A 15184-nucleotide genomic window follows, 5' to 3' on the forward strand; every position below is an offset into this window, starting at 1 on the left:
ATCGGGAAAAGATGAATCAGACTCGCTCCAGCAGCCGCCGCAGGTCCTCCGCGATGAAGCGGACGGCGTCCTCCATCGAAACGCTCGCGATCACGCTGTACGCCGCGACCATTGCCACCACCGGCACGGTGACCAGTACCAGCATGCTGAGCAGCACCTGAAGGAAGCGCAGCGGGCCGCCGGTGCGCTTGCGCTGACGCGGCGCGGGTCGCGACGGTGCGTCCCGTTTGGTCGTGCGCGCGGGCCGCTTGACCGCCGCGGGACGCGCCTGCGGCGGCACCGGCCGGGAGGACACCGTGCCCGAGGCGGAGCGCGCGCCGGGCGGGGACACGGGCCGGCCGGCCACGGAACCGGTCGCGAACCGGGCGCCGGAGGGTGAGATCGGGCGCGTCACGGCCGTGGGTCGCCGCGCCGTTTTGTCGGCTGCCCCGGCCGAGGCCGCGTTGTTGGTCGGCGGCGGGGTCCGCGGCAGGGCGTGCACGTCCCAGGAGGGTTCGGACGCGACGGTCTGGTCCGGGTCCGGCACCCAGTGCTGCTGGGCGTCGGGCCACGGGTCGACGGCAGGCGGCGGCAGCAGCTGATCCCGCGCTGACGGCACGGTCTCCGCGTCGTCCAACCGCGAACGCGACGAAGAGGTGGCGGGAGGCCCCGAGCGCGACGCCGATGCCGCCGGAGCGCCCGACTGCGGCGCGGAAGACGCCGGATCGCCCGAGTGCGCCGCGGAAGAAGCTGGGGATCCCGAATGCGGCGCGGAACCCGCCGGAGCGCCGGAATGCGGTTCGGAACCTGCCGGAGCGCCCGAATGCGGCGCGGACGCCGCCGCGTGCGGCATCCCGGCGGCGGCATGCGGCACCGTGGGCGGTGCCGGGAAAGCGGGCGGCGCGGGGAAAGAACCCTGCTGCTGCCGTGAAAGCAGCCGCATCTCAGCGGTGGGTCCGGGCGCGGCCGGCTCCTCAGCCAGCAGCGCCGCGTCCGCGAGGATGCTGCCCTCAGCAACCACCAGCTCGGGCTGCTCGATCGCCACCGGCGCCTCGCCCAGCGCCCGGTGCAGCAGCGTCGCCACCAGCGGGATCCGGCTCGCTCCGCCGACCAGGAACACCCCGGCCAGCCGCCCCTCGGCCAGGTCGGCCCAGCGCAGCAGGTCCCGGGTCACCTGCACGGTCTGGTCCAGCACCGGCCGGGCCAGCTCCTCCAGCTCCTCGCGGGTGATGTGCAGCTCCAGGTCCAGCAGCGGCACCACCACGTCGGCCGACTGGAGCCGGGACAGGCGTTCCTTGGCGATCCGGACGTCGTCCCAGAGCTGCCGCTGGGCGCGCCGGTCCTCCAGGGTCGCCGGCTCGGTCAGCCGCTGCCAGATCGCTGGGTCGCGCTCGGCGCAGAGCTTGCCGATGTGCTCGACCAGGGCGGCGTCGATGTCCAGCCCGCCGAGGTCGTCCCGGCCGTCCACGGCCAGCACCTCGAAACCCTCGGCGGTGCGGGCGACGACGCTGACGTCGAAGGTGCCGGCGCCGAAGTCGTGCACCACCACGACCGAGCCGATCGGCACCTCCCGGCCCAGCACCTGGGCGAAGTAGGTGGCCGCGGCGACCGGCTCGGCCACCAGCCGGGCCCGGGTCAGCCCGGCCCGGGCGGCGGCCTCGGCCAGCAGACCCCGGCGGGTGGCGCCCCAGGTCGCCGGGCAGGTGAGGGTGAGTTCGGGGCGGACCGGGCCGACCGCGCGGTGCCACTCGTCGGCCACCCGGACCAGCACCGCGGCGATCATGTCGACGACTTCGAACTCCTCGTCGCCGAGCAGCACCAGCCCGTCGTCGATGCGGCGTTTCGGGTTGGGTTCGAAGCGGCCCGGGTCGCGCCGGGCGCTGTGCACCGCGTCGCGGCCCACCACCAGGTGCCCGCCGGCCTCGGCATAGACGGCCGAGGGCAGCAGCGGGGAACCGTCGACGAGGATCGGCCGGGCCCGCCCGTCGGGCCAGCGGGCCACCGCGACGGTGTTCGAGGTGCCGAAGTCGACGCCGAGCGAGTGCCGACCCTGGTCGATGGACATGCGCGCCAGTGTAGGCGCAGCCGGGAAGTTGATGATCTCGCTAGACGAGGCGCCAGCGCAGGTCGCCGTTGCGATCGCGCTCACAGCGCACGGCCTTGTCCTCGGCGGTCCGGCCGGTCGCGCCGGCGTCGTCGCAGGGCTCGTCGGCAACGGGGATGGGCGCGTCGTCCGCGGGCGCCGGGGCCGACGGCGGCAGCAGCGCGCGATCCGTCGGTGACGTGGTCGGCGTCGGCGGTGGGACGGGCGCCACCGGCGCCGTGGCGGTCCGGGACGGGCTGATCGACCGGGTGGTGGAGCTCCGCACGGCGGCCGGGGCCGGAGAGGTCGGCCGTTCCGTGCGGGTCTGCTTCGTGCTGGCGGACACCGGCCGCTCGGCCTGCTCGCTGGGCGGTGGCGAGTTCGTGCTCGGCACGACGATCGGCGGCCCGGCGAGCTGCGGCTCCGCGGCCCGCCCGCCGGACTTCGCGTCGTCACCGCCGAATGTGACAAATCCGATGACCCCGCAGAGCAGGGCCTGGCCGGCGACCAGGGCCACGGCCACGCGCACGGTGCGGCGGACCGAGGTCACGCGCACACCGGGCATCGTCACAGAGGGGAACTTTATGGCAACAGATCGATATACGCGAGATCTACCGCAGCGTTTCTCGGTTGAGTCCGGCGTGCCCAGCAGGCCGGCTCAGCGGCCGGTGAACTTCGGCTTGCGCTTCTCGACGAACGCCGTGGTGCCCTCGATCCGGTCTTCGGTGGCGAACAGCCCGGCGAACAGCTGGCTCTCCCAGGCCAGACCCGAGGCCAGGTCGGTGCTCAGGCCGCCGTCGATGGCCAGCTTCGCGGCCCGCAGGGCCAGGGCCGGGCCGTTCAGGTACGGCTTGAGCAGCTCGACCGCGCTCGCGTACACGTCGGCGGCGGGCACCACCCGGTCGGCCAGCCCGATCCGCAGGGCCTCCTCGGCGTCCACCATCCGGCCGGAGAACACCAGGTCCTTAGCCTTGGCCGGGCCGATGAGCCGGGCCAGCCGCTGGGTGCCACCGGCGCCCGGGATCAGGCCCAGTTTGATCTCCGGCTGACCGAGCTTGGCGTCCTGCGCGACGACCCGCCAGTCGCAGGCCAGCGCCAGCTCACAACCGCCGCCGAGGGCGTAACCGGTGACCGCGGCGACGACCGGTTTCGGGATCCGGGCGATCGCGTCGAACGCACTGGACAGGGCGGCCGCCCGGACGGTCATCTCCTGGTACGTCGTGGTGGTGAACTCGGTGATGTCGGCGCCGGCGGCGAACACCTTCTCCCCGCCGTACACGATCACCGCCCGGATCTGCGGCTCCTCGGCCGCCGCCCGGGCCGCCTCGCGCAGCTCCTCCTGCACCTGGGTGTTCAGCGGGTTCATCGGGGGACGGTCGAGCCGGATCGTGCCGATGCCGTCGCTCGTCTCGAGTCGTACGAACTCACCCACGCGCATGCCTCCCTAGCGATCGTTCAGTCACCGACAGCGTAAGGCCCGGCTCGCCAGGGTAAGTAGCATGGGACACCGAGGAGGGGCGATGATCACCTACTACCGCGATCCGGACGTGCTGGTCACGTCGGCCGGGGTCCGCATGAGCGGCCGGGAGTACCGCCTCGGCGATTTCGCCCAGGTGTGGCACCGGCAGGGCCGCCGTTCGTGGAGCGCGGTCGCCGGGCGCGGCGTCCTCGGCATCGCGATGATCGTCCCGCTCGTGATCGGCGCGGTCGGCGTGCTGGTGGCCCTGGTCATCAACGCCTCGACGGCCACCACCGTCGCTCTGATCGGCGGCGGCATTCTGATCGGCCTGGCCGCCGCGCCGCTGTCCGACGTCCTGCTGGAGTTCGTCGACCGCTCGTACGACAAGGGCAGCCGCCGCCGCGAGATCTGGGCCCGCATCCGCGGTTCCGAGGTCCTGCTGCTGGACACGGACAACGCGCAGCGCTTCGGCCAGATCTACCGGGCCTTGCAACGCGCCTTGGACCACGACACCGTCGCCCACTGAGGTGCCGCGGGCAAGGAGTGCCATGACGAACGCCCGGGGCGCGCTGCCGCTCGCCGGCCTGCTCGCGACCTCCGGGGTGCTGCACTTCCTCACCCCGAAGCCGTTCGACTCCATCGTGCCGCGCTCGCTGCCGGGCAGTCCGCGCACGTGGACCCTGCTCAGCGGCGCGGCCGAGCTGGCTGTCGCCGCCGCGGTCGCGAATCCCGGCACTCGCCGGCTCGGCGGGCTGGCCGCCGCCGGCCTGTTCGCGGCCGTTTTCCCCGCGAACGTCAAGATGGCGATGGACTGGCGGGACGCCCCGCCGGCGCGCCGCGCGATCGCCTATGGACGGCTGCCGCTGCAGATTCCGCTGGTGCTCTGGGGGCTGCGCGTGGCCCGGCGCTGATTTCCCGGAAATCGCCGCGCGACGGGCCGCCGGGCAGCGACGATACGAGCATCATGAGGGCCACCCAGGTACGACCGACCGGCGTGGAGCGCACGCTCGGCGAAGACGAACTGATCGTCACGAAGACCGATCCCCGCGGCGTGCTGACCTACGCCAACGACGTCTTCCTGCGCCTGTCCGCGCTGCACGAGGACGAGACGATCGGCAAGCCGCACAACATCATCCGGCACCCCGACATGCCCCGGGCGATCTTCAAGCTGCTCTGGGACGCCATCGGCGAGCGCCAGGAGGTCTTCGCCTACGTGGTCAACCTGGCCACCGACGGCGCGCACTACTGGGTGCTGGCGCACGTCACGCCGTCGTCGGACGCGCAGGGCCGGCTGGTCGGCTACCACTCCAGCCGGCGGCGCCCGGAGCCCGGCCCGGTGGCGGCGATCAGCAAGATCTATGCCGAGCTGCGCGCCGAGGAACGCCGGCACGAGAACTCCGCCGCCGGGCTGGACGCGTCCTGGGCCAAGCTCCAGGGCATCCTGACCGAGCGCAACCAGACATATGACGAATTCGTGTGGTCCCTCACGAACGGTGCGTACTAGTGCAGACCGATGCCCTGCGGCTCATCACCGATGTCTGCGCCCGCGCCGCCGCCGGTGACTTCGAGGCCCGGCTGCCGTCCATCGGCGACTCACCGGAGGCGCAGGCGGCCCGGCACGCGCTCAACGGGCTGCTCGACAAGACCGACTCGTTCGTCCGGGAAGCCGGCGCGGCGCTCGGCGCGGCCGCCGAGGGCCGCTATCACCGGCGCTTCCTGCCACGCGGCATGCAGGGCGCATTCCGCGACGCGGCCGCCCGGATCGCCCAGTCGACCGACGAGATGAGCCGGTCCACGACTCAGCTCGCCGAGGCGGCCCGGTCGAGATCCGCCCTCGCCGACGAGCTGGAGAACGCGGTGCTCACCGTCTCCGAGCAGGTGGCGACGGCGGCGACCGAGATGGGGGCCTCGGCGAACGGGCTCGCGGACTTCGCGCGCGAGGCGGTCACCGGGGCCGAGCGTGGGGTCGAGACGGTGGGATCCCTGCGTACCGCGTCGGAGCAGATCCGTACCGCCGTCGATCTGATCAATTCGGTGGCCTCGCAGACCCGCCTGCTGGCCCTCAACGCCACCATCGAGGCGGCCCGGGCCGGCGACGCCGGCCGCGGCTTCGCCGTCGTGGCCGGCGAGGTCAAGAACCTCGCCAACGAGACCAGCGAGTCCAGCTCGGAGATCCTGGGCCAGGTCAACACGGTGCAGCAGGCGGCCGCGGACGCGGTCGGCGTGCTCGAGGTCGTGACCGGCAGCATCCGGGAGATGAGCGGCCTGGTGAACGGCATCGCGGCCGCCGTCGACGGCGGTCACGACTCCGGTACGGCGGGACTGAGCCAGCTGGCCGAGGTGCTGCGCAGCGAGGTGCACCGCTTCGTGACGATGGCCCGCCAGTCCTAGTAGTTCTGGGCGTAGATCGCGTCGATCTCCGCGCGGCTGGGCAGGGCGTTGCTGGCACCGACCTTGCGCACGCACGCCGCGCCGGCCGCGTTCGCCCAGCGCACCGCCTGCACCAGGTCCCGGCCCTCGCCCCAGGCGACCGCCAGCGCCCCGGTGAAGGCGTCACCGGCCGCAGTGGTGTCGGCCACGTCGACCCGGCAGGCCGGGATGCGCTCGTCATGGCCGTCGCGGTCGGCGTACCAGGAGCCGGCACCGCCCAGCGTCAGCACGACCCGCGGCACCAGCGCCAGCAGGCCGGGCATGTCCGGCTCGGCCGACCCGGTGATCGCGTTCGCCTCGCCCTCGTTGACGACCAGCAGGTCCACCGCGTCCAGCAGCTCCTGCGGCAGCTCGCGGGCCGGGGCCGCGTTCAGGATCATCCGGGTCTGGCCGGCCCGGGCCGCCTGCGCGGCCGCGACCACCGTGTCCGCCGGGATCTCCTGCTGGCACAGCAGCACGTCGCTGTCGGCGATCACCGCTGTCTCGGCCGCGCTCAGCCCGGCGAACGAGTTGTTCGCGCCGGGACTCACGATGATGGAATTCTCGCCCGCGCGGTCGACCATGATGACGGCCACACCGGACGCGCCGTAGCTGGTCCGCACGTTCTCGGTGTCCACCCCGGACGCGTTGAGCCGGGCTTTGATGGTCACGCCGAACGCGTCCGAGCCGATCGCCCCGAGCAGCGCACACCGGCCGCCGGCGCGGGCGGCGGCGATGGCCTGGTTGGCGCCCTTGCCACCCGGTGTCATGACGAAGTCGTCGCCGAGCACGGTCTCGCCCGGCAGCGGCAGCCGCGGCGCGAGCCCGACGAGGTCCATGTTGGCGCTGCCGGCGACGACGATGCGCGGGGAGGTCTCGGCCATCGTCTGCCTCAGGCCGCCCGGGCCATGTACCGGTCACCGGAGCGCTGCACCTGCAGCGGCAGCCCGAACGTCTTGGACAGGTTGGCCGCCGTCAGCGTCTCCCCGAGCAGGCCCGCCGCCACGACCGTGCCCTCGCGCAGCAGCATCGCGTGGGTGAAACCCGGCGGGATCTCCTCGACGTGATGGGTGACCAGCACCATCGCCGGGGCGTCCGGGTCCTCGGCCAGCTCGGTCAGCCGGCCGACCAGGTCCTCGCGGCCGCCCAGGTCCAGGCCCGCGGTGGGCTCGTCGAGCAGCATGAGCTCGGGGTCGGTCATCAGCGCGCGGGCGATCTGGGTGCGCTTGCGCTCGCCCTCGGACAGGGTGCCGAACTCCCGCTCGACCAGCGCGCCCATGCCGAGCTGCTCCAGCAGCCCTCGGGCCCGCGCCTCGTCCTGCGGGTCGTAGCTCTCCCGCCAGCGGCCGACGACCGACCAGGCCGCGGTGACCACGACGTCGAGCACGCGTTCCGACGGCGGCACCTGGTCGGCGAGCTGACCGGTGGTGATGCCGATCCGGGTGCGCAGCTCGGTGACGTCGGTGCGGCCCAGCCGCTCGCCGAGGATCCAGGCGGTGCCGCGGGACGGGTGCAGCCGGCCGGACGCCAGGTTGAGCAGCGTGGTCTTGCCGGCACCGTTGGGGCCCAGCACGACCCATCTCTCGTCCAGCTCGACCTGCCAGGAGAGCCCGCGCAGCAGATGGCTGCCGCCGCGGATGACGCTCACCCGGTCGAAGGAGATGACGGTGTCTTCGTCAGGTGGGGTGGGGGTCGCAGTCGCTGCCTCGAGCACGCATCCATCCAACCATGCAGGGCCCGGGGCCCCGGACGCCGTGCCCGGTCAAGCCGTGCCCGGTCAACCGGTGGTGGATCCGAAGACCTCGTCGCGGACCGACTCCAGCGCCGTCAGCAGCGCGCCGTTGAGGATCGGCTCGACGGCGACCTCGCTGATCACGACCTTGGGCGCGACGAGGGTGATCGCCGCGACCTCCCTCTCGACCCGTTCGGCCAGCGCGGTGCCACCGGCCTGGCTGACCTCGCCGGCCAGGACCACCAGCGGCGGGTCCAGCACCACGCAGGTGGCCGCCACGCCGAGGGCCAGCCGGGCGGCCAGCTCGTCGAGCAGGGGCTCACCCGCCGCGCCGGCCGCGACCGCGGCGCGCACCACGTCGGCGGACTCGGCGCCGCGGAAGCCGTACTTCTTGCCGATCGCCTTGGCCGCGTCCGAGGCCACGAGGGTCTGGAAGGCGCCCTTGGCGCCGCGCTTGGTCACGTCGCGGGGGATCTCGGCGCCGGCCACCGGCAGGTAGCCGATCTCGCCGGCGGCACCGGTGCTGCCGTGGTGCAGGCGGCCACCGATCACCGTGGCGAGGCCGACGCCCCGGCCGACCCAGATCAGCACGAAGTCGTCGACGCCCTTGGCCGCGCCGACGTGCTGCTCGGCGATGGCGACCAGGTTGACGTCGTTGCCGAAGACCACTGGCGTGCTCAGGTCCTTGCGCAGCTCGGCGAGCAGGCCGCGGTGCCAGCGCGGCAGGTCGAAGGCGAAGGAGACCTCACTGGTCTTCGGGTCGACGAGACCGGGGGTGCCGAGGACCACCCGGCGTACGGAGGCCATGTCGGTGCCACCCCGGCCGGCCGCCTGGACCACGGCGCTGTGCACTGCGCGTACCGGATCGTCGCTGTCCTGGGTCGACTGCTCGCTGCGGCCGACCACCTCGCCGGTGATGTCCGCGCAGGCCGCGATGACCCGGTCGGGCAGGACCTCGACGCCGATGACGTGCGCACTACCGGGCGTGACCGCGTACAGCTGGGCGTTGGGGCCGCGGCCGCCGGCCTGCTCACCCACCCGGCGCACCAGGCCCCGCTCCTCGAGCCGCTCGACCAGCTGGGAGGCGGTCACCTTGCTCAACCCGGTCATCTCGCCGAGCTGCGCGCGGGTCAGCGGACCCTTGGCGAGCAGCAGCTCGAGCGCGGCGCGGTCGTTGAGCGCCCGCAGCAGTCGCGGGGTACCCGGTAGGCGGGTGGCGGCCATAACTCGTCCCTTGGTGTTTAGGAGTGCTTCCTATTGCGGTGACCGGCGCAGATCATGTAGCCGCAGCGTAACGGTCAGCGCGCACACTGGTTGCGCCGCGTACCCGATAGACATCTGACGATCATGCAGGCCGGCCGGCCGGAAAACCAGAGCCGGGCCCGAGGAAGGACACCATGGCGACCGACCCAGGACTGCGCCGCTTGGCTCTGCGCACGTTGCTCGCGGCGTTCCCGGGGACCGAGGCCCCGGAGTGGGCGGCCGCGCTGCTGGCCGAGGGCCTGGCCGGGCACACCCTGTTCGGGACCAACATCGCGGACCCGGCCCAGGTGGGCCGGCTGACGGCCGAGCTGCGCACGGTACGGCGGGACGCCCTGATCGCGATCGACGAGGAAGGCGGTGACGTCACCCGGATGGCCCACCGGGTCGGGAGCCCGTACCCGGGCAACGCCGCCCTCGGCACGGTCGACGACCCGCAGCTGACCCACTCGGTCTACGCGGCCATCGGCACCGACCTGGCCGATGCCGGTATCACCCTCGACCTCGCCCCGACGGTCGACGTGAACACGGCCGACGACAACCCGGTCATCGGCACCCGCTCGTTCGGCGCGGACCCGTCGCTGGTGGCCCGGCACACGAGCGCTGCGATCGAAGGCCTGCAGTCAACAGGCGTCGCTGCCTGCGCCAAACACTTCCCGGGCCACGGCGCGACAACGGCCGACTCCCACCTCGAACTCCCCACGGTGGACGCCGAGCTGGAGGTGCTGCGCGACCGCGACCTGCCACCGTTCGCGGCAGCGGTGGCGGCGGGCACGCAGGCGATCATGACGGCGCACATCCGCGTACCCGCACTGACCGGCGCCGGCCCGGCCACCTTCAGCCACGCGGCCCTGACCGAACTGCTGCGCGGCGAGTACGGCTTCCGCGGGGCGGTCATCACGGACGCGCTGGAGATGAAGGGAGCCGCCCAGGCCGCGGGCGGCATCGGCGAGGCCGCGGTGCTGGCCCTCGCGGCAGGCGCGGACCTGCTGTGCATCGGCGCCCGGGTGAGCCTGGACCTGGTCGAACTGGTGGCGGCGGAGATCGTCGCCGGCCTCGGCGACGGCAGGCTCACGCTGAGCAGGCTGGAGGACGCTGCGGCACGAACAGCAGCGCTGACCGCGTGGACCCAACGCCCGGTGACGCCGCTGCGGCACGACGCCGGGCTGGGCTACACGGCGGCCCGCCGGGCGGTACGGGTCGAAGGCTCCCTCGTGGACTTCGCCGACCCGCTGGTGGTGCAACTCCAGTCGGGTCACTCGATAGCGGAAGGCCGCGTGCCGTGGGGCCTGCGACCGCATCTGAACGGAACCGAGCAAGTGTGGGTAGGGGCCGCTGAAACAAACGCGGAGACCCTGATCGAGCAGGCGGGGTCCCGGCCGATCGTGGTCGTCGGGCGACACACCCATCGAGCACTCGCGAGCCGAGCGCTCATCGAAACCCTCGCTGCGCGGCATAATGTGGCGGTGGTGGAGATGGGCTGGCCGGCAAGCTGGCGGCCGGTCGGGGCGCGAGCTTTTGTCACCACGTACGGCGCGAGCCATGCCAGTGGTCGCGCCGCGGCGGAAGCCCTCGGGCTGACCGCAATCAGCTGAGACACCCGGGACCGGGGCAGCGGCGGGCCGCCACCCGCCGCTGCCTCTTTTTGTGCCTTAGATCTCCTTGAACGCGTTCAAATAACGTTCTACGCTGATCACGACACCAGTTGAACGCGTTCAAGAAAGGCGGAGGTCGTGGATCACAAGGTCTGGATGTACCTCGCCTACCTGATCGTCAGCATCGCGCTGACCGTCTGGGTGGCGACCACGCTGTCCCGCAACGGATTGGTCTTCCTGGAAGACGTCTTCGCCGACAACCGTCTGGCCCGGGCGGTGAACCAGTTGCTGGTGATGGGCTTCTACCTGCTGAATCTGGGGTTTGTTGCGGTGGCTATGCGGTCGGATGCCCGGGTGCCGGACGCGGCCCGGGCGTTGGAGACGTTGTCTTACAAGATCGGGTTTGTGTTGCTGGTGCTCGGGGTGCTGCATGTATGCAATGTGTTCTTTTTGGGGCGGTATCGGCGGGGGCGGTTGCGGCACCAGCAGGGGATGCCGCCGTTGCCGCCGGCTGGGCGGTTGCCGATGTATCCGCAGCCTGGGGGGCCGGGTGGCGGGCCTGGTGGGGCCGGGCGTCCCGGCAGGGCTGGCGGTATGGGTGGGCCTGGCGGCATGGCTGGTCCCGGCGGAGTGGCTGGTTCCGGCGGAATGGCTGGTTCCGGCGGAATGGCTGGTCCCGGCGGAATGGCTGGTTCCGGCGGAATGGCTGGTCCCGGCGGAATGGCTGGTCAAGGTGGGTGGGCCGGGCCGGGCGTTGGGGGGCCGAGCGCGGCTGGCCCCGACGGGACGGCTGGACCGGGTGGGACGGCTGGACCGGGTGGGACGGCTGGACCGGGTGGGACACATCTTGGCGCGGCCGGGCACGGCACGGCTGGGCACGGCGTAGCTGGGTCTGGCGCTGCAGGTCCGGGCGGAGGCATTGCCGGGCCGGGCGCTGCCGGGCCGGGCACTGCCGGGCCGGGCACTGCCGGGCCGGGCACTGCCGGGCCGGGCACTGCCGGGCCGGGCGCTGCCGGGCATCCCAGTGCCGGCCAAAGCGGGGCTGGCTATCCCGGTGCGGGCCACGCTGGGGCTGACCAAGGCGGCACCCGGTCGAATGAGTGGCCTAGGCAGGGGATGGCGGGGCCTGTTCCGCCGCCCGCGCCGGCATGACGGAGACCACTGATCCGGCCGGTCACGGGGCCGGCCGGGTCGGGCACTTCACCGTTCTCTACGACGAGGGTTGCCCCATCTGCCGCGCTGCGCACCGGTGGCTTGCGGGCCGCGCTCAGCTCGTACCGCTGGTCTTCGTGCCAGCCGGGTCGGCCGAGGCCCGGCAGCGTTTTCCCGGGCTGGACCATGCCGCCACGCTGCGGGATCTGACCGTGATCACCGACGGTGGCCTGGTCTATGTCTCGGACGGCGCCTGGCTGGCCTGCCTCTGGGCGCTGGCGGACTACCGCGGGATGGCCGAGCGGCTCAGCTCCCCGCGGCTGCTGCCGACGGCGCGGCGCTTCATCGCCGCGGCCGCTGCCGTCCGCCAGTCGACGCGGGCGGACGACTACGGTGACGTGTGTGACGACCAGTGCCGCTGACCCCGCCGCCGATGAGCCCGGCGTTGGCTCTCCGGCGCTCCCCCACAGCCCGTCCCCTGAGCCGGCGACGGCCGCGGGAACGGCTCCGACGGGCGGGTCCGGCGCTGCTCCGAAGGCTGAAAGCGTGAACCCGCTCGAAGCCGCCTCCGGTTCCAGCACGGACGATGGCGGCGCCATCACCGGCGGAAAGTCGGAGGGTGGCGAGGAGAAGCCGCGGCGTCCGCGGGGTGAGCAGACCCGGCAGCTGATCCTGGAGACCGCGCTGCGGCTGTTCCGGGAGCGGGGTTACACCGAGACCACCATGCGGGCCGTCGCCAAGGAAGCCGGCGTCGCGGTCGGGAACGCCTACTACTACTTCGATTCCAAGGAACACCTCATCCAGGGGTTCTACGACCGGAACCAGGCCGCACACCGGGCCGCGGCCGAGGTTGTGTTCGCCAACGAGAAGGACTTCGCTGCCCGGCTGCGGGGTGCGCTGCACGCCGGGATCGACGTCAACCAGCCTTACCACTCGTTCGCCGCCACGTTTTTCAAAACCGCCGCTGAGCCGTCTTCGCCGCTGAGCCCTTTCTCCCGGGAGTCGTCGCCGGCCCGGGAGGCCGCCATCGCGATCTTCCGGGATGTGGTCGACGGTTCCTCCGCGAAGCTCGATCCGGAGCTGCGCAAGGAACTGCCCGAGTTGCTGTGGCTCGGCTGGATGGGCGTAGTTCTCTTCTGGGTCTACGACCGCTCCCCCGATCAGCGCCGAACCCGGCGCCTCATCGACGGCGTCGTGCCGCTGGTCGACCGCTTGGTGGGGCTGTCGCGGCTGCGCGTGCTGCGGCCCGCCCTCCGCCAGATCCTGGCCCTGCTCGACACCATCCGCCGCGAGGACTGATCACGTTCCGCACCGGGAGCCTCCTTTACTCTGAGTTACCACTGGGTGAGCTGGGCGCGCTGCTGGGTGGTGGTTTCCGACCGGCCGGGCAGCTATAGCCGGATCTGTCGCCTGGAATCGGCCAGCCGAACGGTCATATCGCACACCCAGTGCTTCCCCCGTGCACCGATCACCACGTAGCGTCACTTTCGCAGGTGGATCTGGGGATGTCGCAGGGCTTCGAACCTCGGGACCGGTTCGAGACCACCCTGCGGCACGGATGGTGGGCCGGGCGCTCCGATGATTTCGGGAGCAATCATCGGGTGAAGCGCCCGGCTCACACTGCCGCAGCGAATCAGCTGTAGACACGGACACCGAACGAGCGCCGGCGACCATCGGACCGCGCATCGAACGGGTAGCCGTCGACACGGACACCGAACAAGCGCCGGCGACCATCGGACCGCGCATCGAACCAGGCAGCCATCGAACCGGGCAGCCATCGAACCGGGCAGCCGCCGAGACGGCGGCACTGCTCGTCCGGACCGCATCGGTCAAGGCCAGGCACCCCGCAGTCCGCACCGTCGACGCGAACCTTGAGTGCCGGCGCACCCGTTGCCCGGCGACGCCGGCTGACCGGCGCCGCGAACAGGCAGGACGCGGCTGCCCGTGCCATTTGTCGCCGTCGTGGAAGTCATGCGAAGAGCTTGCCGCAATCCGCGGGTCCCGCGGGGACCCCTGTGGACAACGGCGGGGCTGTGGATAACCGGCTATGGGCGTAGGACGGATTCCGTACCTTTGATGAGCGTCGCGAGGCCGTACTCGAAGACCTCGTCGCCGATCGGGCTGCCGGACCGGAGGGCCGCGGCCAGGGTCGGCAGTTCGCTCAGGTCCGGGTGCTCACCGCGCTCGGCCATGGTCGAGGCCACTGCCTGTTCCTGCAGGACGTGGCCGTTGATGTAGTGGCTCAGCGCGGTGATCGTGCGCAGGGCCTGGACGGGGGTGAAGCCGCGCTCAACCATCGCTGCGAGTTCCTGCTCGAAGTGGCGGACCGAGTCACCGCCGCGCACGGCTCCGGAGACCACGCGGGCACCGTCGCGACTGGCGAGCAGTGACGCTCGGTAGGACCGCGCGCGCCGGGCGAGCCACTCCTGCCAGGGCTCGCCGGGGCGGGGTGGTCCCATGCCGGCGCGCACGATGATCGCGTTCGCCATGCCGTCGAGCAGTTCCTGCTTGGTGCGGATGTGCCAGTAGAGGGCCGGCGACTGGACGCCCAGTTCGGCGGCGAGGCGGCGCACGGTCAGTCCCTCCAGGCCCACCTCGTCGAGCAACTTCAGCCCGGCCTCGATGAGCACTTCGCGCGTCAAGCCCTTCACGACGTCACCTTAGCAGTGCTAAATTTCCCTTAGCGGCGCTAAGGAGGAAGTCATGCGAGCACTCGCGGAGGACGGCACGGAAGCACAAGCAGTGGAGGAGGGCATCGGCACGCCGATCCTGGTGATCCACGGCGGCATGGGAGATCGCACGGTCTGGCAGCCGGTCACGGACTTGCTGCGAGACCGCTTCCGGACGGTACGGCTGGAGCGCCGCCGCTACCGCATGGACCTGCCCGGACCGTCGACGATGGCGCAGGAGGTCGGCCACGTGGCGGCGATCGCGGCGCAGCTGGACCAGCCAGTGCTGGTCGGGCATTCGTCGGGAGCGGTGGTGGCACTGGAGGCACTGGTCGCGAACCCCGGGGCGTACGCGGGCGCGGTGCTCTACGAGCCGCCGGTGGTGATCGGCGCGCCGCTGAGTGACGACAAGCTCGCACGGGCCCGCGCGGCGATCGCCCAGGACAAGCCGGGAAGGGCGCTGTCCATCTTCCTGCGGGACGTGGTTCGGATGCCGGCGCCGCTGGCCTGGCTGGCGGGCTTCATCGTCGGGCGGCACCCGGAGTACCGGCAGCGGGTGGTGCGGCAGCTGGACGACAACGACGCGTTGGATGCGCTGGGGGTGCGGCTGGCGGCGTACGCGGAGCTGAAGATGCCGATCCTGTTGCTCGGCGGGGACAAGTCACCGCGGCATCTGGCAGAACGGCTGGACGCGCTCGAGCAGACGCTGCCCAACACCCGCCGGCTGCTGCTGCACGGCCAGGGCCACAACGCCGAGCGCCGCGCCCCGCAGAGAGTGGCGAAGGCCATCGCGAAGTTCATCGACGAAAACGCCGCCCCTCACTGACCGCCGCGGTCGAGCGGGAA

General features: G+C 72.2%; 16 protein-coding genes. 9 read left to right on the top strand and 7 right to left on the bottom strand.

The genetic code is table 11. From position 1 onward, the window contains the following. Positions 1-16: 16 nt before the first annotated feature. The 3 genes from ACQP2Y_RS40535 to ACQP2Y_RS40545 all read right to left on the bottom strand — a co-directional run bounded on the left by ACQP2Y_RS40535 (position 17) and on the right by ACQP2Y_RS40545 (position 3494). A complete protein-coding gene (locus ACQP2Y_RS40535; protein WP_433721628.1) occupies positions 17-2044 on the bottom strand; it encodes an Hsp70 family protein in 2028 nt (675 codons plus the stop codon). A 40-nt stretch (positions 2045-2084) separates the two neighbouring features. Next, positions 2085-2633, bottom strand: a complete 549-nt coding sequence (locus ACQP2Y_RS40540; RefSeq protein WP_433721629.1) for a hypothetical protein — start codon at positions 2631-2633, stop codon at positions 2085-2087. Positions 2634-2720: 87 nt separating this feature from the next. Next, positions 2721-3494, bottom strand: coding sequence for an enoyl-CoA hydratase/isomerase family protein (locus ACQP2Y_RS40545; protein WP_433721630.1), 774 nt, complete (start codon positions 3492-3494; stop codon positions 2721-2723). A gap of 88 nt (positions 3495-3582) precedes the next feature. Here ACQP2Y_RS40545 and ACQP2Y_RS40550 point away from each other — a divergent pair, with 88 nt between their 5' ends. From ACQP2Y_RS40550 to ACQP2Y_RS40565, 4 genes are read left to right on the top strand one after another with little or no spacing between them, the layout of a single operon-like run. Continuing rightward, positions 3583-4047 (top strand): DUF6232 family protein, encoded by a 465-nt coding sequence (locus ACQP2Y_RS40550; RefSeq protein WP_433721631.1) that lies wholly within the window; start codon positions 3583-3585, stop codon positions 4045-4047. A 22-nt stretch (positions 4048-4069) separates the two neighbouring features. Next, on the top strand, positions 4070-4432 hold the full coding sequence (locus ACQP2Y_RS40555; protein WP_433721632.1) for a DoxX family protein: 363 nt from the start codon (positions 4070-4072) through the stop codon (positions 4430-4432). Between the two features lie 53 nt (positions 4433-4485). After that, the gene (locus ACQP2Y_RS40560) at positions 4486-5025 is read left to right on the top strand and encodes a PAS domain-containing protein (RefSeq protein ID WP_433721633.1); all 540 of its coding nucleotides are present in this window, start codon (positions 4486-4488) and stop codon (positions 5023-5025) included. After that, on the top strand, positions 5025-5912 hold the full coding sequence (locus ACQP2Y_RS40565) for a methyl-accepting chemotaxis protein (RefSeq protein ID WP_433721634.1): 888 nt from the start codon (positions 5025-5027) through the stop codon (positions 5910-5912). Before ACQP2Y_RS40560 ends, ACQP2Y_RS40565 begins: the two co-directional genes overlap by 1 nt. On the opposite strand, the gene ACQP2Y_RS40570 is transcribed toward ACQP2Y_RS40565, so the two are convergent. From ACQP2Y_RS40570 to ACQP2Y_RS40580, 3 genes are all read right to left on the bottom strand, one after another. Further along, positions 5909-6814, bottom strand: a complete 906-nt coding sequence (locus tag ACQP2Y_RS40570) for a ribokinase (protein WP_433721635.1) — start codon at positions 6812-6814, stop codon at positions 5909-5911. The genes ACQP2Y_RS40565 and ACQP2Y_RS40570 overlap by 4 nt on opposite strands. 8 nt (positions 6815-6822) lie before the next feature. Next, positions 6823-7644 (bottom strand): ABC transporter ATP-binding protein, encoded by an 822-nt coding sequence (locus ACQP2Y_RS40575; RefSeq protein WP_433721636.1) that lies wholly within the window; start codon positions 7642-7644, stop codon positions 6823-6825. Between the two features lie 63 nt (positions 7645-7707). Next, positions 7708-8886, bottom strand: coding sequence for an ROK family protein (locus ACQP2Y_RS40580; RefSeq protein ID WP_433721638.1), 1179 nt, complete (start codon positions 8884-8886; stop codon positions 7708-7710). A gap of 173 nt (positions 8887-9059) precedes the next feature. Between ACQP2Y_RS40580 and ACQP2Y_RS40585 the strand changes: the two genes are divergently transcribed. From ACQP2Y_RS40585 to ACQP2Y_RS40600, 4 genes are all read left to right on the top strand, one after another. Then, on the top strand, positions 9060-10517 hold the full coding sequence (locus ACQP2Y_RS40585; protein ID WP_433721640.1) for a glycoside hydrolase family 3 N-terminal domain-containing protein: 1458 nt from the start codon (positions 9060-9062) through the stop codon (positions 10515-10517). A 550-nt stretch (positions 10518-11067) separates the two neighbouring features. After that, positions 11068-11403: a hypothetical protein gene (locus ACQP2Y_RS40590; protein WP_433721641.1), complete on the top strand. Its 336-nt coding sequence runs from the start codon at positions 11068-11070 to the stop codon at positions 11401-11403. A 262-nt stretch (positions 11404-11665) separates the two neighbouring features. Beyond that, the gene (locus ACQP2Y_RS40595) at positions 11666-12091 is read left to right on the top strand and encodes a thiol-disulfide oxidoreductase DCC family protein (RefSeq protein ID WP_433721643.1); all 426 of its coding nucleotides are present in this window, start codon (positions 11666-11668) and stop codon (positions 12089-12091) included. A gap of 124 nt (positions 12092-12215) precedes the next feature. After that, the gene (locus tag ACQP2Y_RS40600; protein ID WP_433721645.1) at positions 12216-12968 is read left to right on the top strand and encodes a TetR/AcrR family transcriptional regulator; all 753 of its coding nucleotides are present in this window, start codon (positions 12216-12218) and stop codon (positions 12966-12968) included. A gap of 746 nt (positions 12969-13714) precedes the next feature. Here the strand turns inward: ACQP2Y_RS40600 and ACQP2Y_RS40605 are convergent. Next, positions 13715-14320 (bottom strand): TetR/AcrR family transcriptional regulator C-terminal domain-containing protein, encoded by a 606-nt coding sequence (locus ACQP2Y_RS40605; protein ID WP_433721647.1) that lies wholly within the window; start codon positions 14318-14320, stop codon positions 13715-13717. 52 nt (positions 14321-14372) lie between these two features. Here ACQP2Y_RS40605 and ACQP2Y_RS40610 point away from each other — a divergent pair, with 52 nt between their 5' ends. Continuing rightward, on the top strand, positions 14373-15164 hold the full coding sequence (locus ACQP2Y_RS40610) for an alpha/beta fold hydrolase (RefSeq protein WP_433721649.1): 792 nt from the start codon (positions 14373-14375) through the stop codon (positions 15162-15164). Positions 15165-15184 lie beyond the last annotated feature (20 nt).

The organism is Actinoplanes sp. CA-051413 (assembly GCF_050955795.1).
In the GTDB taxonomy this organism is placed as follows: Bacteria; Actinomycetota; Actinomycetes; order Mycobacteriales; family Micromonosporaceae; genus Actinoplanes.